This is a genomic window from Pseudomonas sp. M5A4_2d (assembly GCF_053345295.1).
Genome location: NZ_JBKEZW010000008.1, coordinates 270603 through 290741 on the forward strand (window position 1 = coordinate 270603; position 20139 = coordinate 290741).

Genomic DNA, 20139 nt, shown 5'->3' on the forward strand with positions numbered 1-20139 from the left:
CAGCCAAGTTCGGCGCTCTGCGTGGGCAGTTTGCGCGGCTTGAGGTAAACTGCCGCCTCTTCTATACCTATAACGATTCGCCTGATGCCCACGACGTTCCAAGAGATTCCCCGCAAGCGCCCGTCCACGCCCCTGCTCGACCGTGCTGCCACGCCGGACGGCCTGCGTCGACTGGGTGAAGCCGAGCTGGAAACCCTGGCCGATGAGTTGCGCCTGGAATTGCTCTACACGGTCGGTCAGACCGGTGGGCATTTCGGTGCAGGGCTGGGCGTTATCGAGCTGACCATCGCCTTGCATTACGTGTTCGACACCCCGGACGACCGGCTGGTGTGGGACGTGGGCCATCAGGCGTATCCGCATAAAATCCTCACTGGCCGTCGCGAGCGCATGGGCACCCTGCGCCAGAAGGACGGCCTGGCCGCCTTCCCGCGCCGCGCCGAAAGCGAGTACGACACCTTTGGCGTCGGCCACTCCAGCACCTCCATCAGTGCAGCGCTGGGCATGGCGATTGCCGCCCGCCTGCAAGGCAGCGACCGCAAGGCAATTGCCGTGATTGGTGATGGCGCGCTGACCGCCGGCATGGCCTTCGAAGCGCTGAACCATGCGCCGGAAGTGAACGCCAACATGCTGGTGATCCTTAACGACAACGACATGTCGATCTCGCGCAACGTCGGTGGCCTGTCCAACTATCTGGCAAAGATCCTCTCCAGCCGCACCTACGCCAGCATGCGCGAAGGCAGCAAGAAGGTGCTCTCGCGCCTGCCCGGCGCGTGGGAAATTGCCCGGCGTACCGAAGAATATGCCAAGGGCATGCTGGTGCCTGGCACCCTGTTCGAAGAGTTGGGCTGGAACTACATTGGCCCGATCGACGGTCATGACCTGCCGACCCTGATCGCCACGCTGCGCAACATGCGTGACCTCAAGGGCCCGCAGTTCCTGCACATCGTCACCAAAAAAGGCAAAGGCTTCGCCCCGGCGGAAGTCGACCCGATTGGTTACCACGCCATCACCAAGCTCGAACCTCTGGACGCTCCCGCCGCCGCGCCGAAAAAGGCCAGCGGGCCGAAGTATTCCGGTGTGTTTGGCGAATGGCTGTGCGACATGGCCGCCGCCGACCCGCGCCTGGTGGGCATTACCCCGGCGATGAAAGAAGGCTCCGACCTGGTGGCGTTCAGCGAGCGTTTCCCGCTGCGCTATTTCGACGTGGCAATTGCCGAGCAGCACGCCGTTACTTTCGCGGCCGGTATGGCCTGTGAAGGCGCGAAACCGGTCGTGGCGATCTACTCCACGTTCCTGCAACGCGGGTATGACCAGCTGGTTCATGACGTGGCGGTGCAGAACCTCGACGTGCTGTTCGCCATCGACCGTGCAGGTTTAGTCGGCGAAGACGGCCCCACCCACGCCGGCAGTTTTGACTTGTCCTACTTGCGCTGCATTCCCGGCATGCTGGTGATGACGCCGAGCGACGAGAACGAACTACGCAAGATGCTCAGCACCGGCCACCTGTACAACGGCCCGGCCGCCGTGCGTTACCCACGCGGCAATGGCCCGAATGCCATGATCGAAAAAGACCTTGAGCCGATTGAAATCGGTAAAGGCATTGTTCGCCGCCAGGGCAGCAAAGCCGCGTTCCTGGTGTTTGGCGTGCAACTGGCCGAAGCCCTCAAAGTCGCCGAGAAGATCGACGCCACCGTGGTCGACATGCGCTTCGTCAAACCGCTGGATGAAGCCCTCGTCCGCGAAATCGCCGCGGGCCATGAGCTGCTGGTGACGGTCGAAGAAAACGCCATCATGGGCGGCGCCGGTGCAGCGGTCAGTGAGTTCCTGGCGCGGGAGAATATCCTCAAGTCGGTGCTGCACCTGGGCTTGCCGGACGTGTATGTCGAACATGCCAAGCCGGCGCAGATGCTCGCCGAATGCGGGCTGGACGAAGCCGGGATTGAAGCGTCGGTGCGCGAGCGCATGGCACTGCTCGGCCTGTAAACCGACCTCCCGGTAGAAACCGGGTCAACATGTGGGAGCGGGCTTGCTCGCGAATGCGGAGTATCAGTCAACCGAGATGTTGAATGTGCCACCGCCTTCGCGAGCAAGCCCGCTCCCACATTGGTTTTATGCCATTTTCAAACGCTAGGGACAGCCCATGACCCGCCTTCGCTTTGCCCTGCCCTTGCTGCTGCTCCCGGCCACTGACCTGCTCGCCGACCCCTTTGAGCGCGACGACGCCCTGAAACTCCCCAACGTAGTGATCAGCGCCAACCGCCAGGTCCAGGCACGCAACGACAGCAGCGCCGCCAACACCGTGTTCACCCGCGATGACATCGACCGCCTGCAACCCACCACCCTAAGCGACTTGCTGAACCGCGTACCCGGCGTGCAGGTGGCACAAAGCGGTGGCCGTGGCAGCGCGACCAATATTTATATTCGCGGCACGTCCACCGCCCAAAGCCTGGTTCTGGTAGATGGCCAGCGCATCAGCAGTTCCACCACCGGCACCAGCAACTTGCAATACCTCAACATCGATCAAATCGAGCGAGTAGAAGTGTTACGAGGTTCACGTTCGGTGATCTACGGCAGCGATGCCATTGGTGGAGTGATCCAGATCTTCACTCGGCGTTACACCGAGCCCGGCCTGCAACCGCGCATGCATGTGGGCTTTGGCAGCAACCAGACGTGGGAGCGCAGCGTGGGATTGTCCGGGGGCGACCCACAAACCCGATTCGACCTCAGCGCCAGCTTGGAAGACACCGCCGGGTTCAATCGCACACGGACCTCCTACCCCAGCGATGGCGACGATGACGCCTACCGCAACCAAGCCGTCAGTTTCAGCCTGAGCCATGCCTTCACCGATGATCTCGACGCCGGCATAAACGTGCTGGACAACCATGGCAAGAGCGAATTCGATAACCCTTACGGTCGCTTTGACTCGGTCACCTATCAAGCTTTCCAACAGCAGCCGTACACCCACTTCACCGTAAGTAGCGTCAGCAGCTACGTCGATGCGCGTATCAACGACATTTGGAAGTCTCGCGTAGAACTGGGCCACAGCGAAAATCGTGAAGAGACCCAGGATAAACTTAGCGACGAACGCAGTGTGTTCAATACCTACCGCGACTCGCTGAACTGGCAGAACGACTTAACCCTCAATGAACAGAACAGTCTGATCCTGGGCGCCGACTGGTACGAAGACCGGGTCAACAGCAGCACCGCGCTGGCCGAAGACAGCCGCTGGAACCGTGCTGCGTTTATCCAGCACCGCTTTCAAACCCAGTACTTCTCCACGGAACTGGGCCTGCGTCGCGACCAGAACCAACAGTTCGGCGGTCACAACAGTTGGAGCGGCACCTTAACCCTGCCGGTAAACCCGGATAACGATCTGTTACTGAGTTACAGCGAGGGCTTCCGGGCTCCGACGTTCAATGACCTGTACTACCCGGACGAGTTTGGCTTTAAAAACAGCAACCCGAATTTGAAACCCGAAACCTCCAAAAGCTACGAAGTGCAGTGGCGTAGCCAGCTCAGCGACACCAGCCGTCTGGAAGCCTCGCTATACCGCACGGATATCCAAGATGCGATTGTGTTCGCCAGTGGCGGCCCGCAAAACGTCAGTTCGGCACGCATCAATGGCGTTGAAGCCGCGCTCAAGCAAGAGTTGTTCGGCTGGCAAGGTAGCCTTGGGCTGGCAATGATAGACCCGCGCGACCGCGATTCCGGCCGCACACTGGCGCGTCGCGCCAGGCGCACCGTGAGCCTGGACGTGGATCGCCAATTCGATCAGTTCGGCGTCGGCGCCAGCTGGCAAGCGGTAAGCAGCAGCTACGACGATCCGAAGAACCAGCATCGGTTGGGTGGTTATGGGGTGCTCGGGCTACGCGCCAGTTGGGCCGTGAACCGTGAAATCACGCTGAGCATGAAGGTCGATAACTTGCTGGACAAAGGCTACAACCGGGAGCTGTATCAGTATCAAGGCCAACAGTATGGCTATCGGGAAGAAGGTCGGGCGTTTATGGTCGGGGTGAGCTGGGCGCCGGACATCTGATCGGCACTGGCTGCGATCACCTGGCAGAGCCTGGCCACCGCCTCCAACATTTGCCCGCTGGGTCGCTCCAGGCCTTTGTCCGGCACCAACAGCAATCGCCCCTGCCCCACGGCGGCAATCTGCGGCCAGGCTTTCCAGGCGTCCAGTTGCGGCTGATCCCCGGCCACAATTACCTCGGGATTACGCTGCAACACAGACTCAATACTGACCTGCGGCGCGGGCAGCTTCAGGTCATCGAATACATTACGCGCGCCGCACACACTCAGCGCATCGCTGATGATTTGCCCACCGCCCACGGTGTACAGCGGCTGGTTCCACACCTGGTAAAACACCCGCAAGGGTTCGGCCCGGTGATAGCGTTGGCGCAGTTCGGTCAGGCGCTGGCGTAACTGCGCAGCCAGTTGTCGACCGGCCTCTTCACGGCCCACTTGTTGAGCGATGGCTTGGATTTGAGACGTCAGTTGTTCAAGGCTATGGGGTTCGGCGACATACACCGGGATCTTCAGGCGCTGCAATTGCTCACGCTGAGCCGGGCCGACACTGCCGGGCCAGAGCAGGATCAGGTCGGGCTTTAGGCTGAGCAGGCGCTCCATGTTCAGTTGCCCGTAATGCCCCACCGACGGCACGTTCGCCAACGCCGCCGGCCGCTCGCCGCCGTCGAGCACGCCAACCAGCAAGTCGGCAGCGCCCAGTTCAAGCACAATTTCAGAGAGCGACGGCGCCAGGCTGACAACGCGTTCGACTGCCAATGCCTGGGCACTGAAGACCAGCAGCAGGACCGCCAGCCAGTAACGCCTCATCCCAGCTGACGCGGAATGCGATAGAGGTAAAACAGCACCAGCGTCGACAGCGCCAGCAAGCACAGCGGCACTGCTTCCAGGCCGACAAACACCGCCAACGCACCGATCCAGGCTGGCAGGGCTGCCACCAGCAACGCCGTGCGCCGACGTGCCGCAAGGGTGATCCAGGCAGCCGGTTCTTCGGGTGTGTCGAGGGCTTTGGAAGTGGCAATCAGCGCGTGTTTATAGCCATGAAAATAGCGCAGGCTCAAAAACATCGAGGCCACGCCGGCAATGAAGAACGGCATGGCCAGCACGGGAAGCAGCGACTCGGCCTGACCAAATACCAGATTGATGACGAACAACGGGAGCAATGCCAGGGCCAGGTACTGCCACCAGTTGAAGGACAGTCGGCGTTTTACCTGGCCACGGGTCACGCGCGGTCGACCTCGCCTTGATGCTCGTTACCCATCATGTGGTCGAGCTTGCTGGCTTTGGTGGCCAGGTAGAGTTTGTTATGCGGGTTTTGCCCGGTGTGCAGCGGCACACGCTCGGCCACGGTGATGCCCATCTCGGTCAAGGCTTTGACCTTGCGCGGGTTGTTGGTCATCAGGCGCAGGGATTTCACCCCCAAATGTTCCAGCATCGGCAGGCAGATGCCGTAGTCACGCTGGTCGGCGGCGAAGCCCAGGCGCTCGTTGGCTTCGACAGTATCGGCACCGCCGTCCTGCAGCTCGTAAGCCCGGATCTTGTTCATCAGGCCAATGCCACGGCCTTCCTGACGCAAGTACAGCAATACGCCACGGCCTTCACGAGCAATGGCCCGCATGGCCGCTTCCAGTTGCGATCCGCAGTCACAGCGCTGGCTGAACAGCGCGTCGCCGGTCAGGCACTCGGAGTGCACGCGGCCAAGCACCGGCGCGCCGTCGGCGATGTCACCCAGGCTGAGCACAACGTGCTCGCGCCCGTTGGCCTCTTCGAGAAAGCCATTCATGGTGAACGTGGCAAAAGGGGTAGGCAGCTTGGAAGCAGCGACGAAAACGACGGGCACCGTGTGCTCCTGATTTCAGATTTCACAGAGGGCGCCATTGTAACAGCAGGTTCCTACAGACGCTTAAGCTGAATTATCGCTGATAAAGATCAATAGGTTCGATTGGCCTTCGTCCAGGTTCTATGCAGGTCAGAATGGATACGGCTGCTTCCAGCGCTCGAAAATCGGCTTCAGCTCGCCATTTTTGACCAGGGCCGCCATGCGCCGGTCATAGACGGCCATCAAGGCCCGCCCGCGCTCAGTGTCGGCAAAGCCCACATAGAGCGGCAGCTCGGCGATATGAGTGAGTTTGAATTGCGACGGTTCATCCGACTGACTCAGCACGTGTTTGGCTTCGGTAAGGGAATCGATGTAGAAGTCGACGCGAGCGTGTTGCAGCATCGGCAGGATGCCGTCACGGCGCTCGATCTGGTTGAAGTGGTGCAGGTTCGGCAAGTACGCCTCATACCGATAGCCGCGCACCCACGCCAAGCGGTAGTTGCCCAGGGTGGCGAGGCTCGGCGTCGGCGCAGTTGCCAGCCCGAGTGCGTAGAGGTGGTCGGCGTCGAAGTGCCAGTGCGGGTACAGCACGCCGCGGGCTTCATCGCGATAGGCGCCGACCCAGCCGTCCACCTCACCGCGCTGGGCCAGCCCGACCGAGCGGGTATAGGGCACGGTGCGGGTTTGCAGGGTGATGTCGGCCGGTTCGAAGACCTGACGCAATACATCCCAGGCCAGACCACTGCCATCTTTGTTGGTGTAGTTGTTCCATTCCTCACTGGCCAGCATGACCTTGCCAGGGACGGGCGCTTCATCTGCCAGCACCAGCGACGAGGCACACATCATGATCAGCAGCCAACGGCGCACAACCATGGTGACAACCTCCTACACCGTGATAACCGTATAGAGGGTAGCGCATGCTCGCAGGCTTACAGCGTCTCGTGAAAATGTTGATAACCGCGCACGGCCGGAGTGATGTCTTGCCCGGTGGCGTCGAGCAGCGTTACGCCCTGCCCTGCCTCGACCCGGCCGATCACATGGATCGGCCACCCGTTCGCCAACAAGGGCGCCAACTCGGCGCGCGGCAAGGTGAAGGCCAACACATAGTCGTCGCCCCCGCTCAACGCGGCGACACGGGCTTCATCATCACCGACAAACGCCAACAACGCCTTGGACAGCGGCAACTTCTGACGCTCAACCAGCAGGCTGACAGCCGAAGCCTTGGCGATATGCCCGCAATCGGCCAACAACCCGTCGGAAATATCCATGGCCGATGTCGCCTTGCCCCGTAGCGCCAGGCCCAGCGCCAACTGCGGTTGCGGCGACCAGTAATGGGCGAGCAAGGGCTCAGCGATGGCGGCGTCAGCCGTGCGTTGCCCCAACACCAACGGCAATGCGCCGGCGGCATTGCCAAGTTCACCGCCCACACACAGCAGGTCACCCGGCTGTGCACCGCTGCGCGTCAATGCCTGCCCGGCCGGCACTCGGCCAAACACCGTCAGGGTCAGGCTCAGCGGCCCGCGCGTGGTATCGCCGCCCACCAGGCCAACACCGCAGCTTTGCGCCATGGCATTCAAACCCTGGGCATAGCGTTGCAGCCAATCGGCATCAACCGTCGGGGTGGTAAGGGCAAGGGTAAACGCGAGGGGATGGGCGCCCATGGCGGCCAGGTCGCTCACTGCCACGGCCAGCGAGCGCTGGCCGAGCAGGAACGGATCACACGGGTCGGCAAAGTGCACGCCGGCCACTAGGGTATCGGTGGAGATTGCCAGCTGGTCCCCGGCGGGGAGCGCCAGCAAGGCGCAGTCGTCGCCAATCCCCAGGGCAATGCCTTCGCCGCCTTGCGCACACGGCGCGGCGGCGAAGTACTTGCGGATCAGCTCGAACTCACCCATGGGTAACGTCAGCGCGACTTAGCGCTTGTGTTCCTTCACTTCGGCTTCGCGCAGACGCGGGGCCAGCTTGTCGAGCACGCCGTTGACGAACTTGTGGCCGTCGGTCGAACCGTAGACTTTCGCCAGTTCGATACCTTCGTTGATGACCACGCGGTACGGCACGTCGACGCGCTTGAGCAGCTCCCAGGTAGACAGGCGCATCACGCACAGCTCAACCGGGTCCAGTTCTTCGATGGTCAGGTCCAGGCATGGCGCCAGTGCCGTGTCGATCTCGGTCAGGTTGGCATGCACACCGTGCAGGATGTCGTGGAAGTAGCTCTGATCGGCAAACGTGAAGTCGTTATCGACGCGAAACTGCGCTTCGATTTCGTTCAGCGAAGCGCCCGCCAGCAGACGCTGGTACAGCGCCTGGGTAGCGAGTTGACGCGCTTTACGACGCTTCTCGCTTTTGGATGGCTTGCCGGCATCCGCAGGGCGTGGGTCCTGAGGGTTGAACTGATCGCTCTCGTCAGAAATCACTTGGCCTCCAGCTGCGACAGCAGGCTGACCATTTCCAGCGCGGACAGGGCTGCTTCAGCGCCTTTGTTACCGGCCTTGGTGCCGGAACGCTCGATGGCTTGCTCGATGGAATCTACGGTCAGTACGCCGAAAGCGACTGGCACGCCGAACTCCATGGACACCTGGGCCAGGCCCTTGGTGCATTCGCCAGCCACGTATTCGAAATGCGGGGTACCGCCTCGAATGACCGCGCCCAGGGCGATGATCGCCGCGTATTCACCCTGCTGTGCAACTTTTTGCGCAACCAGAGGAATTTCGAAGGCGCCAGGGGCGCGGATGAGGGTGATATCGCTCTCGCTCACACCGTGGCGAACCAGGGCGTCAACGGCACCGCTTACCAGGCTTTCAACCACGAAGCTGTTGAAGCGGCCAACCACCAGGGCATAGCGGCCTTTGGGGGCGATGAAGGTACCTTCGATGGTCTTCAGGGTCATTCGACAAATCTCTTAAAGAGCCGGGACGCGAAAAGTGCGTCCCTCAGTGATGATTTAACCGCGAACACGGGGCAAAAATAGCCAGCCGTTATTCGGAGGGCACGTATTCTACAACTTCCAGGTCGAAACCGGATATCGCATTAAATTTCATCGGTGCACTCATCAAGCGCATTTTGCGTACACCCAGGTCGCGCAGGATCTGCGAACCGGCACCGACGATGCTGTAGGTGGTCGGCGTTTTGACCTGAGTGTTCTCGGCGGTTTCGCGAATATGCGCGAGCAACACGTCGCCATCCACCGGGTTGCCCAACAGCAACACCACACCGCTGCCTGCTGCGGAAACCGCGGCCATGGCAGCGCGCAGGCTCCAGCGGCCGGGCTGCTTGACCATCAGCAGGTCGCGCAGCGGGTCCATATTGTGCACGCGCACCAGGGTCGGTTCGTCGGCGCAAATGGTGCCCAGGGTCAGGGCCATGTGCACGTCGCCTTCCACTGAATCACGGTAGGTCACCAAATTGAATTGGCCCAGTTCGCTGTCCAGCGGCTGCTCGGCAATCCGCTGAACGGTACGTTCGTGGATCATGCGGTAGTGAATCAGGTCGGCAATGGTGCCGATCTTGAGGTTGTGTTCGGCGGCAAAGGCTTCGAGTTCAGTGCGACGGGCCATGGTGCCGTCGTCGTTCATCACTTCGCAGATCACGCCGCTCGGCTCGAAACCGGCCATGCGCGCCAAATCGCAGGCGGCTTCGGTGTGGCCGGCGCGAGCGAGGGTGCCGCCCGGCTGGGCCATCAGCGGGAAGATGTGGCCCGGGCTGACGATGTCTTCGGCCTTGGCGTCTTTCGCGGCGGCGGCTTGCACCGTGCGTGCACGGTCGGCGGCAGAAATACCGGTGGTGACACCGGTGGTCGCTTCAATGGACACGGTGAACTTGGTGCCGAAACCCGAACCGTTGCGCGGCGCCATCAATGGCAGCTTGAGCAACTCGCAGCGCTCGCGGCTCATGGGCATGCAGATCAGCCCACGGGCGTGCTTGGCCATGAAGTTGATGTGCTCAGCCTTGCAGGCCTCGGCGGCCATGATGATGTCGCCTTCGTTTTCGCGATCTTCGTCATCCATCAGGATGACCATCTTGCCTTGGCGGATGTCTTCAACCAGTTCTTCGATGCTATTGAGCGCCACGCGGCACCCCCTTGGTCAGGATTTCAGGTAGCCATTAGCGGCCAGAAAGCTTTCAGTGATGTTCCCGGACGGCCCTTGTAGAGAGACAGACTCTGCGGCCTTATCGCCCATCAGCAGGCGCTCCAGGTAACGGGCAAGCAAGTCAACTTCCAGGTTCACCCGGCGACCTGGCTGGTACGAAGCCATGATGGTTTCGCTCAGGGTGTGGGGAATGATGGTCAGCTCAAATTCGGCGCCATTGACGGCGTTCACGGTCAGGCTGGTGCCGTCGACGGTGATCGAGCCTTTGTGGGCGATGTACTTGGCCAGCTCTTTCGGCGCACGAATGCGGAATTCCACGGCACGTGCGTTTTCGCTGCGCGCCACCACCTCGCCGACGCCGTCGACGTGACCGCTGACCAGGTGGCCACCCAGGCGGGTGGTCGGGGTCAGGGCTTTTTCCAGGTTGACCGGGCTGCCAGCTTTGAGGTCGTTCATCGCGGTGCAGTCCAGGGTTTCCCGGCTGACGTCGGCGGCAAAGCCATTGCCCGGCAGCTCGATGACGGTCAGGCACACGCCGCTGACGGCAATACTGTCGCCCAGCTTGACGTCGCCCAAATCGAGCTTGCCGGTTTCAACCAGCAAGCGCACATCACCGCCCTTGGGGGTCATTGCGCGGATGCTGCCGATGGATTCGATAATGCCGGTGAACATGGCCTTCTCCTGGAAAACGGGACGGGCGCTTGAGCGCCCGGTCAGAATTATACGCTCGCTGCTGGAAGAGGGATGGCAGTGACTCGCCAGTCATCGCCTACAGCGCGCATTTCAGTGATCTTGATTTGGGGGGCGTCGGCGAGTTTATCAAGCGGCCAGTCCAGCAAAGGCCGGGCGGCGGAGCCAAGAAACTTGCCGGCGACGAATATCACGTACTCGTCGACCAACCCCTGCTGGGCAAACGCACCCGCCAGGCTTGGACCGGCCTCTACCAACACTTCGTTGACACCTCTGGCCGCCAGTGCGACCAGCGCCGAGCGCAGGTCCACCTGACCGTCAACGCCTGGCACGACCAGGCATTCGGGCCCACGGGGGAACTGGTTCTCTGGCGTAACGCAGGTGATGACCAGCGCCGGGCCGGCCTTGAAGAACGGCGCGTTGAGCGGCACGCGCAGGCGGCCGTCGATCAACACGCGCAACGGCGGGCGGGACATGGCCAGCGCGGTGGTCGCTTCGTCCAGGCCCAGTTCGGCGGCACGTACGGTCAGGCGGGCGCCGTCGGCCAGCACCGTATCGGCACCGGTCAACACCACGCTGGCCTCGGCGCGCAGGCGCTGTACGGCGGCGCGGGCGGCAGGGCCGGTGATCCATTGGCTTTCGCCACTGGCCATCGCGGTGCGGCCGTCCAAACTCATCGCCAGTTTGACCCGCACGAACGGCAGGCCGTGTTCCATGCGCTTGAGGAAGCCCGGGTTGAGCGCGCGCGCTTCACTTTCCAGCACGCCGCTGTGGGTTTCGATACCGGCCTGGGCCAAACGCTGCAGGCCACGGCCAGCCACTTCCGGGTTGGGGTCCTGCATCCCGGCGACCACTCTCGCGACACCGGCAGTCACCAATGCATCGGCGCAAGGCGGTGTCCGCCCGTGGTGGCTGCATGGCTCAAGGGTCACGTACACCGTGGCGCCACGCGCCTTGTCACCGGCGGCGCGCAACGCATTCGGCTCGGCATGGGGTTCGCCGGTGCGTTCATGCCAGCCTTCGCCGACAATCTGCCCATCCCGCACTATCACGCAGCCCACACGCGGGTTGGGATGGGTGGTGTACACGCCCTTGCGCGCCAATTCGAGGGCGCGAGCCATGTAATGGGCGTCGAGGATGGCCTGTTCTGCAGAAGGTGCGGTCATTTCTTTACCGGCTCACGGGCCAGGCGGTCGATCTCTTCGCGGAACTCATTGAGGTCCTGGAAGCGTCGATACACCGAAGCGAAACGGATATAGGCGACTTCGTCGAGCTTTTGCAGCTCGCCCATCACCAGTTCTCCAACCACCAGGCTCTTGACCTCGCGCTCACCGGTCGCACGCAGCTTGTGCTTGATATGCGCCAGCGCCGCCTCCAGCCGCTCGACACTCACCGGGCGTTTTTCCAGCGCGCGCTGCATACCGGCGCGCAGTTTGTCTTCGTCGAAAGGCTGGCGGCTGCCGTCGGACTTGATCAGACGTGGCAACACCAGTTCGGCGGTTTCGAAGGTGGTGAAACGTTCACCGCAGCCAGAGGCCAGGCATTCGCGCCGGCGACGTACTTGATCGCCCTCGGCGACCAGACGTGAGTCAATGACCTTGGTGTCGTTGGCACCGCAGAAGGGACAGTGCATGGTGGCAGGCAACAAAAAAAGGGAGGGCCATGGTAGCGCATCCCCATGGCAAGACAAGCCATAGCCTTTACGGTATATAGGCTGACTATTATGTTTCATATTTTTTAAGCCACGGATTTTGCCCTTTCTGGAGCCGTACATGCAGTTACGACCACTTGTTTTACTCACCCTGTTCAGTTTCCTGGTCGCCTGCAGCAGCGAAGCCCCGAAACCGTCGGTACCGCAACCGACGCCTGCCCAAGAGAAAAAAGTCCCCGGCATTGAAGACTTGGGCCCGCTGCCGGCTTATCAGCGTGAAATCAACGGCACCCTCAACGGCGTGCCGGCCAACGCCGAAGTCGAACTGGCGCTGCTGGTGATCGACGAGCGCAACCGCCCGCAACAACTGCTCGCCAGCAGTGTGCTGACCGGCAACGGCAAGCCCGTGGCCTTCCGCCTGCGCTTCAGCCCGGACGCCTTTCCGGCCGGTGCGCGGGTTGAATTGCGCGGTCGTGCCAGCCAGTCCGGCCAGTTGATCCTGCACCTGCCCGCCGTGCGCATCACCCAAGCCATCACCCAGACCACCGGCCCCCTGCAACTCGTCAAGGCACCATGACGCCACCGCTGGGCCTGCAACGGGCGCTGAGCGAACTGATCGGCGACGCGCAATTGGTGCCCTGCCCGCTGCCGGGCACCGAACTCTCGTTGTGGCTGCTCGACGCGGACAATATGGACCGTGCCTTCAGCCCCGAAGAAACCCGGCGCATCCTGCATGAACCGCCCTACTGGAGTTTTTGCTGGGCCAGCGGCCTGGCACTGGCGCGCTACCTGGTGGCCAACCCTGAGTGGGTCGCCGGCAAGCGTGTGCTGGATTTTGGCGCCGGTTCCGGCGTGGCCGGGATCGCCGCCGTCAAGGCGGGTGCGCTGGAAGTGGTCGCGTGTGATTTAGACCCGCTGGCGCTGGCCGCTTGCCGGGCGAACGCCGAACTCAACAAAGTGGAACTGAGTTATTCAGCAGACTTTTTCGCCGAAGCCGACCGCTTCGACCTGATCCTGGTCGCCGACGTGCTCTACGACCGCGCCAACCTGCCGCTGCTCGACCAGTTCCTCACCCGTGGCCGCGAGGCACTGGTGGCAGATTCGCGGGTACGCGACTTTCAACACCAGGCATATCAACGCCTGGAAATCCTTGATGCGCTGACCCTGCCCGATCTGGCCGAGCCTTGGGAGTTTCGCAAGGTGAGCCTGTACCATTCGCGGCGCTCTTGAGACCATCGCGGGCAAGCCCGCTCCCACAAGGGCAAGCGGTCAAGTGTGGGAGCGGGCTTGCCCGCGATAGCGATCTGGACTCCATCACCTTATAGTTGCCCCATTCCCGCTTTATTCGAGACGCACCATGAGTGAGCCCACGCCGTACATCTTCGACGTCACCACCGCTAACTTCGACCAGGCCGTGATCCAGAACTCCTTCGAAAAACCTGTACTCGTGGATTTCTGGGCCGAGTGGTGCGCGCCGTGCAAGGCGTTGATGCCCATGCTGGCGAAAATTGCCGAGAGTTATCAGGGCGAGCTGCTGCTGGCCAAGATCGATTGCGAGGCCGAGCAGGATATCGTCGCGCGTTTTGGCATTCAGAGCCTGCCCACCGTGGTGCTGTTCAAGGACGGCCAGCCAGTGGATGGGTTTGCCGGGGCGCAGCCGGAGTCGGCGGTAAGGGCGATGCTGGAGCCGCATGTGCAGATGCCACCGCCGGCGGCCGCTGACCCACTGGAACAGGCCCAGGCGCTGTTTGCCGAAGGCCGTATCAGCGACGCCGAAGCGGTACTGGTCGCGCTGCTGGGCGAAGACAACACCAACGCTGCCGCGCTGATTTTGTATGCACGCTGCCTGGCCGAACGCGGTGAGTTGGGCGAAGCCCAGACCGTGCTCGACGCCGTGAAAAGCGACGACCACAAAGCCGCCCTCGCCGGGGCCAAGGCGCAAATAACCTTCCTGCGCCAGGCGGCCGATTTGCCAGACGCCGCCGACTTGAAAAGCCGCCTGGCGCAAAACCCGCAGGACGATGAAGCGGCCTATCAGTTGGCCATTCAGCAACTCGCTCGCCAGCAATACGACGCAGCGCTGGAAGGCCTTCTCAAGCTGTTTATCCGCAATCGCAGCTACAGCGAAGGCTTGCCGCACAAGACCTTGCTGCAAGTATTCGAATTGCTCGGCAATGACCACCCGCTGGTCACCGTGTACCGCCGCAAGTTGTTCGCCGCGCTGTATTAATCGCCGATCCAGTTGTACAGCGGCGTATCTCCGCCGCTGGCTACTTTCACGCTGGCACTGTGGCGCAGACGCACCAACAGGCGTTTGCCTGACGCCGCATCACCCGACAAGCCTTCCAATTGGTCGAGTAACTCCAGCCCATTGAGTTGCCCGGCCTGGCGCAACAGGTCCTGGGCACTCTGCCACAGATCATCGCTGTGTTTGACCGGTGCATCTGCCGGCGCGCTGGGTACCGGGGTCGCCTGCAACTGTGCGCCCAGCCGTGCCCAATCGTCGTCGTCGAGCTCCACGGTCAAGTCCACCGGCAAGTCGCCGACGGTTCCACGAATTCGTAACATCGTCCTTACTCCCCGCACTTTTCCGACCCGCATGCTCCCACGCGACTTGCGCAACGCCAAGCGGGCGTTCAAACTCTCGGATTATCGTTATAAGATTACATAACAAAACTTTCATGTTCTGGAGCCTTCTCATGCGCCGTCTGCTGCTCGCTTTGCCGTTTGCCCTGTTGCCACTCGCCATTGCTCACGCGGCTGACGAGCACGACCATGATCACGAGCACGGCAGCCTCGGGGCTCACGAGCACGGTGTCGGTCGCCTCAATGCGGTACTCGACGGCCAGGCGCTTGAACTGGAATTTGACAGCCCAGCCATGAACCTCGTGGGTTTTGAACACCAGGCCACCTCCCCGGCCGATAAAGCCAAGGTCGCCGCCACCCGCAAACAGCTGGAAAGCCCATTGGCCCTGTTCAATCTGCCAAAAGCCGCCGGTTGCGTGATCAGCACCCTGGAACTCAACAGCCCGTTGTTCGGTGACAAACCTGAAGCCGATCATGACGACGACGATGATGACCACGCCACCGACGGCAAAGGCGCAGCCGCCCACGAACATCATCATGATCACAGCGAAATCCACGCCCACTACCAGTTCACCTGCGCCACGCCGACTGCGCTGAGCAATCTCGACCTGAGCCAGGTGTTCAAGACCTTCCCGGCCACCCAGAAAATCAACGTGCAGCTGATCGGCCCAAGCGGCCAGCAAGGTGTGGAAGCAACGGCACAGGTAGCTACCCTGAAATTCTGATCTGAAAACCCAATCACTGTGGGAGCTGGCAAGCCAGCTCCCACAGTGGATCGGCGCCATTTCCTACCACCAGGCGACCCTGATTTCCCATGACCCAAGCGTTAATCGAACTGTCTGACCTGGGCTTCAACTGGCCCGGCCACCCACAGTTGCTGGACATCCCCACGTTCCGTCTGGAAGCGGGGGAAACTCTGTTTCTCAAGGGCCCGAGCGGAAGTGGCAAAACCACCCTGCTCGGCCTGCTGGGCGGCGTGCAGAAACCCAGCCAGGGCAGCATCCGCCTGCTCGGCCAGGAATTGACCGAGCTGTCGGCGGGCGCACGCGACCGCTTCCGCGTCGACCACACCGGCTACATCTTCCAGCAGTTCAACCTGCTGCCGTTCCTGTCGGTGCGCGAGAACGTCGAGTTGCCTTGCCACTTTTCCAAGCTGCGCGCGCAACGGGCGATTCAGCGCCACGGCAGCGTCGATCAGGCCGCAGCGACCTTGCTCGCGCATCTGGGCTTGAACGACAAAAACCTGCTGGAGCGCCGCGCCGACTCGCTGTCCATCGGCCAACAACAACGGGTGGCCGCTGCCCGTGCGTTGATCGGCCAACCGGAACTGGTGATTGCCGACGAGCCCACTTCGGCCCTGGACTATGACGCTCGCGAAGCATTCATCCGGCTGCTGTTCGCCGAATGCCGCGACGCGGGCGCCAGCCTGTTGTTTGTCAGCCATGACCAGAGCCTGGCGCCGTTGTTCGACCGCAACCTGTCGCTGGCCGAACTCAATCGCGCCGCCACGCCCGCAGAGGTTTGAGATGTATTTGTTTCGTCTAGCCATGGCCAGCCTGGCTAACCGCCGCTTTACCGCGATCCTCACCGCCTTCGCCATCGCCCTGTCGGTGTGCCTGTTGCTGGCGGTGGAGCGCGTACGCGTTGAGGCGCGCAACAGCTTCGCCAGCACCATCAGCGGCACCGACCTGATCGTCGGCGCCCGCTCCGGCTCGGTCAACCTGCTGCTGTACTCGGTGTTCCGCATCGGCAACGCCACCAACAACATCCGTTGGGACAGCTACGAGCACTTCGCCGCCAACCCGCAAGTGAAATGGGCAATCCCGATTTCCCTTGGCGACTCGCACCGTGGCTACCGGGTGATGGGCACCAACGAATCCTACTTCGAGCACTACCAGTACGGCCGCAAGCAGAACCTCGAACTGGCCAGCGGCCGCGCCTTCGCCACCGACCCGTTCGAAGTGGTGCTGGGTGCTGAAGTCGCCGACGCCCTGCATTACAAGCTCGGTGACAAGCTGGTGCTGGCCCACGGCGTGGCAGTGGTCAGCCTGGTCAAACACGATGACAAACCGTTCACCGTGGTCGGCATTCTCAAGCGCACCGGCACGCCGGTAGACCGCACGCTGCACATCAGCCTCGGCGGTATGGAGGCGATTCATATCGACTGGCACAACGGCGTGCCGGCCCAGGGCAAAGGCCGCATCAGCGCCGATCAGGCGCGCAATATGGACCTGACCCCGCAGGCGATCACCGCGTTCATGCTCGGCTTGAACAACAAGATTTCCACCTTTGCCCTGCAACGCGAGATCAACGAATTTCGCGGTGAGCCGATGCTGGCGATCCTGCCCGGCGTGGCGCTGCAAGAGTTGTGGAGCATGATGGGCACCGCCGAAAAAGCGCTGTTCGTGATCTCGCTGTTCGTGGTGCTGACCGGCCTGATCGGCATGCTCACGGCGATCCTCACCAGCCTCAACGAGCGCCGCCGCGAGATGGCGATCCTGCGCTCGGTCGGCGCACGCCCTTGGCACATCGCAACACTGCTGATCTTCGAAGCCTTCGCGCTGGCACTGTCCGGCGTGGTTGCAGGCACAGGCCTGCTGTACGTGTGCATCGCCGCATCGCGCGGGTATTTGCAGGCCAACTATGGCCTGGACCTGCCGATGTCTTGGCCCAGCGAATATGAATGGACATTGCTCGCCGGTATCCTGGCGGCAGCGCTGTTGATGGGCAGCGTGCCCGCGTGGCGCGCCTATCGACAATCCCTGGCCGACGGCCTGTCCATACGTTTATGAGGAAGGCTTCGATGCGCCGTGCCCTGTTTGCCCTGTTGCTGCTGGTGGCCGTACCCGCGTGGGCGGCCGACCAGCCCAAGGACCTGTCCTGGCAGGAGATGATCCCGCCGGACGCGCCGCCGGAAATTCCCAACATGAAGCCGCTGCACGACCTGTCGAACATGGCCGACGCATTGTCGGTCGAGGCGGCGCCTGCGGCCAAGCAGGACCTGCCCAACGCGCCGGTGGTGCAGAGCCTCGACGGCCAGCACATTCGCTTACCGGGTTATATCGTGCCGCTGGAAGTCAGCGAAGAAGGCCGCACCACCGAGTTCTTGCTGGTGCCGTATTTCGGCGCGTGCATCCACGTACCGCCGCCGCCGTCGAACCAGATCGTGCATGTGAAAAGCGAAGTCGGGGTGAAGCTTGACGAGCTGTACCAGCCGTATTGGATCGAGGGCTCGATGCAGGTCAAACCGTCATCCAGTGAGCTGGCGGATGCCGGCTACCAAATGGATGCCGAGAAGATTTACGTCTACGAGCTGCAGGAATGAGCCTTGCTCAAGAACAGCACAGATCCCACGGTTTTTGAGCCGTGGTTACCCTTTCATTGAGCTGAGTCAAAGGATCGAATGGAACGATCTTTACCATTGGACGTACAACTTTTAACGTCCTTTTGGAGCTCCCATGAACAAGTCCCTGCTCGGCGCGTCCCTCTTCGCGCTCGCCCTCGCCGCCCCTGCCGTCCACGCTCACGAAGCGGGCGATATTCTGATTCGCGCCGGTGCAATCACCGTTAACCCGAAAGCAGACAGCAGCAGCGTGAAGGTTGACCAGGGCCCATTGGCGGGCACCAACCTGGGCGGCAAGGCGACCATGAGCAGCGACACTCAACTGGGCTTGAACTTCGCCTACATGTTCACCAGCCACTGGGGGATCGAACTGCTGGCAGCCACGCCGTTCGAGCACGACGTGAAGCTCAAGAACACCGCGCTCGGCGCCGCCAACGGCAAGCTCGGCACCCTGAAACACCTGCCGCCGACCCTGAGCGTCGTGTACTACCCGCTGGACAGCAAGTCGGCGTTCCAGCCGTATGTGGGCGCTGGTATCAACTACACCTGGATCTACGACGAGCACGTCAGCAGTGGCGCCCAGCAAGCCGGTTTCAGCAACTTCAAGGCGGAAAACTCCTGGGGCTGGGCCGCGCAGATCGGCGCCGACTACATGATCAACGACAAGTGGATGATCAACGCCCAGGCGCGCTACATCGACATCAGCACCAAGGCCACCGTGGACAACAACGCGCTGGGCCAAGGCACGCGCGCCAAGGTCAATGTGGACGTTGACCCAATGGTTTACATGGTGGGTATCGGCTACAAGTTCTAATCCCGGTTTAACTAACGCTGCATAACCCCTGTGGGAGCGGGCTTGTGTGGGAGTCGGGCTTGCCCGCGATGCAGACGCCTCTGTCTATCAGTTGCACCGAGGCGATGCTATCGCAGGCAAGCCAGCTCCCACACAAGCCCGCTCCCACATTTGGTTTTGTGTGGTGTCAGCTACGCCGGTAGAACCGGTCCAGCAATGCCGGCAACCCGGCCCGCCACGCCCGTGGCTTGATGCCAAAGGTGTGGAGGATTTTCTTGCAGGCCAGCACCGCGTGTTGCGGTTCATCGGCCGCATCCGGCCGTGCCGCGTGGGCCTGGGCGGTAGGGGATTCGATCGCCAGCGGATGGTAGTTGCGCGCTTCGGTGAGAATCGCCTGGCCCAGCGCCAACGGCGTGGTCGCCTCATGGCCGGCGTAGTGATACGTGCCCCACAGCGGCGCCGCGCAATCGAGTTGCTTGAGCACTGAGATGATCACCCGTGCGGCATCATCCACCGGCGTCGGGTTGCCGCGTCGGTCGTCGGCCATCAGCAATTCATCCGGTTTCTCGGCACGGGCCAGGAAGCGCCCCAGGGTGCCGTCGACGCTGTCATCCAGCAGCCAGCCAAAACGCAGCATCACGTGTTGCGGGCAGGTGGCGCGCACGCTTTGCTCAATGCGCCACAACGCCTGGCCGCGCAGGCCCAGGGGCACCGGCTCGTCCTTTTCGCTGTAGGCGGTGGCACGCGAGCCATCGAATACACGGTAGCTGGACGGTTGCAGCAAGGTGATGTTGTGGTGCTGGCACAGTTCGGCCAGGCGCTCGATCGCGAACTCCTGGGCAGCCAAGCGGGTTTCGCTGACCGCTTCGGCCTGGAACCAGTCGAAATAGTAGGCGAGGTTAATCAACGCATCGGGACGGGTGTCGTCGAGCAATTGGGTGAGGCTCGCGGCATCCCAGCCGTCTTGGGGCGGTTTGGGTGCGAGGAAACCGATGTCTTCCTCTGCACCGAGGCGAATCAGCGCCTGCCCGAGGGCATTCCCGCCGCCCAGTAACATAAGGCGCATTCGCATAGAGTGTGCAGGCCCGGTCTGTTTGGAACGATGGTTATTGTCGGCGGCCTTGTGAGCCATACCGTGGGTGT

23 protein-coding genes are annotated in these 20139 nt (G+C 62.1%); 10 read left to right on the forward strand and 13 right to left on the reverse strand.

Features of this window, described 5'->3' with window-relative positions; translation table 11 throughout:
- Positions 1-84 precede the first annotated feature (84 nt).
- Together dxs and ACLBW8_RS20110 are read left to right on the forward strand one after the other, a co-directional pair.
- A complete protein-coding gene (gene dxs / locus ACLBW8_RS20105) occupies positions 85-1983 on the forward strand; it encodes a 1-deoxy-D-xylulose-5-phosphate synthase (protein WP_262666355.1) in 1899 nt (632 codons plus the stop codon).
- Positions 1984-2140: 157 nt separating this feature from the next.
- Positions 2141-4036, forward strand: coding sequence for a TonB-dependent receptor domain-containing protein (locus tag ACLBW8_RS20110; protein ID WP_447806162.1), 1896 nt, complete (start codon positions 2141-2143; stop codon positions 4034-4036).
- Here ACLBW8_RS20110 and ACLBW8_RS20115 read toward each other — a convergent pair.
- The 11 genes from ACLBW8_RS20115 to nrdR all read right to left on the reverse strand — a co-directional run bounded on the left by ACLBW8_RS20115 (position 3979) and on the right by nrdR (position 12256).
- Positions 3979-4836 carry a cobalamin-binding protein gene (locus ACLBW8_RS20115; protein WP_447806163.1) on the reverse strand — a complete coding sequence of 286 codons (858 nt, stop codon included), beginning with the start codon at positions 4834-4836 and terminating at the stop codon, positions 3979-3981. The genes ACLBW8_RS20110 and ACLBW8_RS20115 overlap by 58 nt on opposite strands.
- Complete coding sequence (locus ACLBW8_RS20120) at positions 4833-5252, reverse strand: nuclear FMR1 interacting 1 family protein (RefSeq protein WP_064454324.1); 420 nt, start codon at positions 5250-5252, stop codon at positions 4833-4835. Before ACLBW8_RS20120 ends, ACLBW8_RS20115 begins: the two co-directional genes overlap by 4 nt.
- On the reverse strand, positions 5249-5866 hold the full coding sequence (gene ribA / locus ACLBW8_RS20125; RefSeq protein WP_221295733.1) for a GTP cyclohydrolase II: 618 nt from the start codon (positions 5864-5866) through the stop codon (positions 5249-5251). Before ribA ends, ACLBW8_RS20120 begins: the two co-directional genes overlap by 4 nt.
- Before the next feature lie 129 nt (positions 5867-5995).
- Positions 5996-6718: a substrate-binding periplasmic protein gene (locus ACLBW8_RS20130; protein ID WP_447806164.1), complete on the reverse strand. Its 723-nt coding sequence runs from the start codon at positions 6716-6718 to the stop codon at positions 5996-5998.
- 56 nt (positions 6719-6774) lie between these two features.
- Entirely contained in the window at positions 6775-7740 is a 966-nt protein-coding gene (gene thiL / locus ACLBW8_RS20135; protein ID WP_447806165.1) for a thiamine-phosphate kinase, read from the reverse strand.
- A gap of 18 nt (positions 7741-7758) precedes the next feature.
- Positions 7759-8259, reverse strand: coding sequence for a transcription antitermination factor NusB (gene nusB, locus ACLBW8_RS20140; protein WP_053258233.1), 501 nt, complete (start codon positions 8257-8259; stop codon positions 7759-7761).
- Positions 8256-8732, reverse strand: coding sequence for a 6,7-dimethyl-8-ribityllumazine synthase (gene ribH / locus ACLBW8_RS20145; protein WP_003194576.1), 477 nt, complete (start codon positions 8730-8732; stop codon positions 8256-8258). Before ribH ends, nusB begins: the two co-directional genes overlap by 4 nt.
- An 88-nt stretch (positions 8733-8820) precedes the next feature.
- Entirely contained in the window at positions 8821-9912 is a 1092-nt protein-coding gene (gene ribBA, locus ACLBW8_RS20150) for a bifunctional 3,4-dihydroxy-2-butanone-4-phosphate synthase/GTP cyclohydrolase II (protein WP_064454329.1), read from the reverse strand.
- Between the two features lie 15 nt (positions 9913-9927).
- Positions 9928-10605 (reverse strand): riboflavin synthase, encoded by a 678-nt coding sequence (locus tag ACLBW8_RS20155; RefSeq protein ID WP_064454330.1) that lies wholly within the window; start codon positions 10603-10605, stop codon positions 9928-9930.
- Positions 10606-10652: 47 nt separating this feature from the next.
- Positions 10653-11789 (reverse strand): bifunctional diaminohydroxyphosphoribosylaminopyrimidine deaminase/5-amino-6-(5-phosphoribosylamino)uracil reductase RibD, encoded by a 1137-nt coding sequence (gene ribD, locus ACLBW8_RS20160; RefSeq protein ID WP_447806166.1) that lies wholly within the window; start codon positions 11787-11789, stop codon positions 10653-10655.
- Complete coding sequence (nrdR, locus tag ACLBW8_RS20165; protein ID WP_064455016.1) at positions 11786-12256, reverse strand: transcriptional regulator NrdR; 471 nt, start codon at positions 12254-12256, stop codon at positions 11786-11788. Before nrdR ends, ribD begins: the two co-directional genes overlap by 4 nt.
- A 139-nt stretch (positions 12257-12395) precedes the next feature.
- Here nrdR and ACLBW8_RS20170 point away from each other — a divergent pair, with 139 nt between their 5' ends.
- The 3 genes from ACLBW8_RS20170 to trxA all read left to right on the forward strand — a co-directional run bounded on the left by ACLBW8_RS20170 (position 12396) and on the right by trxA (position 14504).
- Positions 12396-12851 (forward strand): YbaY family lipoprotein, encoded by a 456-nt coding sequence (locus ACLBW8_RS20170; protein ID WP_064454332.1) that lies wholly within the window; start codon positions 12396-12398, stop codon positions 12849-12851.
- Positions 12848-13504: a class I SAM-dependent methyltransferase gene (locus tag ACLBW8_RS20175; protein WP_447806167.1), complete on the forward strand. Its 657-nt coding sequence runs from the start codon at positions 12848-12850 to the stop codon at positions 13502-13504. The genes ACLBW8_RS20170 and ACLBW8_RS20175 overlap by 4 nt, the downstream gene beginning before the upstream one ends.
- Before the next feature lie 127 nt (positions 13505-13631).
- Positions 13632-14504: a thioredoxin gene (trxA, locus tag ACLBW8_RS20180; RefSeq protein ID WP_064454334.1), complete on the forward strand. Its 873-nt coding sequence runs from the start codon at positions 13632-13634 to the stop codon at positions 14502-14504.
- Here trxA and ACLBW8_RS20185 read toward each other — a convergent pair.
- Positions 14501-14842, reverse strand: coding sequence for a hypothetical protein (locus ACLBW8_RS20185; protein WP_447806168.1), 342 nt, complete (start codon positions 14840-14842; stop codon positions 14501-14503). The two genes, trxA and ACLBW8_RS20185, sit on opposite strands and share 4 nt — an antisense overlap.
- 131 nt (positions 14843-14973) lie before the next feature.
- On the opposite strand from ACLBW8_RS20185, the gene ACLBW8_RS20190 reads away from it, so the two are divergent.
- The 5 genes from ACLBW8_RS20190 to ACLBW8_RS20210 all read left to right on the forward strand — a co-directional run bounded on the left by ACLBW8_RS20190 (position 14974) and on the right by ACLBW8_RS20210 (position 19017).
- Entirely contained in the window at positions 14974-15585 is a 612-nt protein-coding gene (locus ACLBW8_RS20190) for a DUF2796 domain-containing protein (protein ID WP_447806169.1), read from the forward strand.
- Between the two features lie 89 nt (positions 15586-15674).
- Positions 15675-16385, forward strand: a complete 711-nt coding sequence (locus ACLBW8_RS20195) for an ABC transporter ATP-binding protein (protein ID WP_447806170.1) — start codon at positions 15675-15677, stop codon at positions 16383-16385.
- Position 16386: 1 nt separating this feature from the next.
- Positions 16387-17652: an ABC transporter permease gene (locus ACLBW8_RS20200; protein WP_407017666.1), complete on the forward strand. Its 1266-nt coding sequence runs from the start codon at positions 16387-16389 to the stop codon at positions 17650-17652.
- 11 nt (positions 17653-17663) lie between these two features.
- Positions 17664-18185, forward strand: a complete 522-nt coding sequence (locus tag ACLBW8_RS20205; RefSeq protein ID WP_053258244.1) for a DUF3299 domain-containing protein — start codon at positions 17664-17666, stop codon at positions 18183-18185.
- Between the two features lie 133 nt (positions 18186-18318).
- Positions 18319-19017 carry an OmpW/AlkL family protein gene (locus tag ACLBW8_RS20210; RefSeq protein ID WP_447806171.1) on the forward strand — a complete coding sequence of 233 codons (699 nt, stop codon included), beginning with the start codon at positions 18319-18321 and terminating at the stop codon, positions 19015-19017.
- A 166-nt stretch (positions 19018-19183) separates the two neighbouring features.
- On the opposite strand, the gene ACLBW8_RS20215 is transcribed toward ACLBW8_RS20210, so the two are convergent.
- Entirely contained in the window at positions 19184-20068 is an 885-nt protein-coding gene (locus ACLBW8_RS20215) for a sugar nucleotide-binding protein (RefSeq protein ID WP_064455017.1), read from the reverse strand.
- Between the last annotated feature and the right edge of the window lie 71 nt (positions 20069-20139).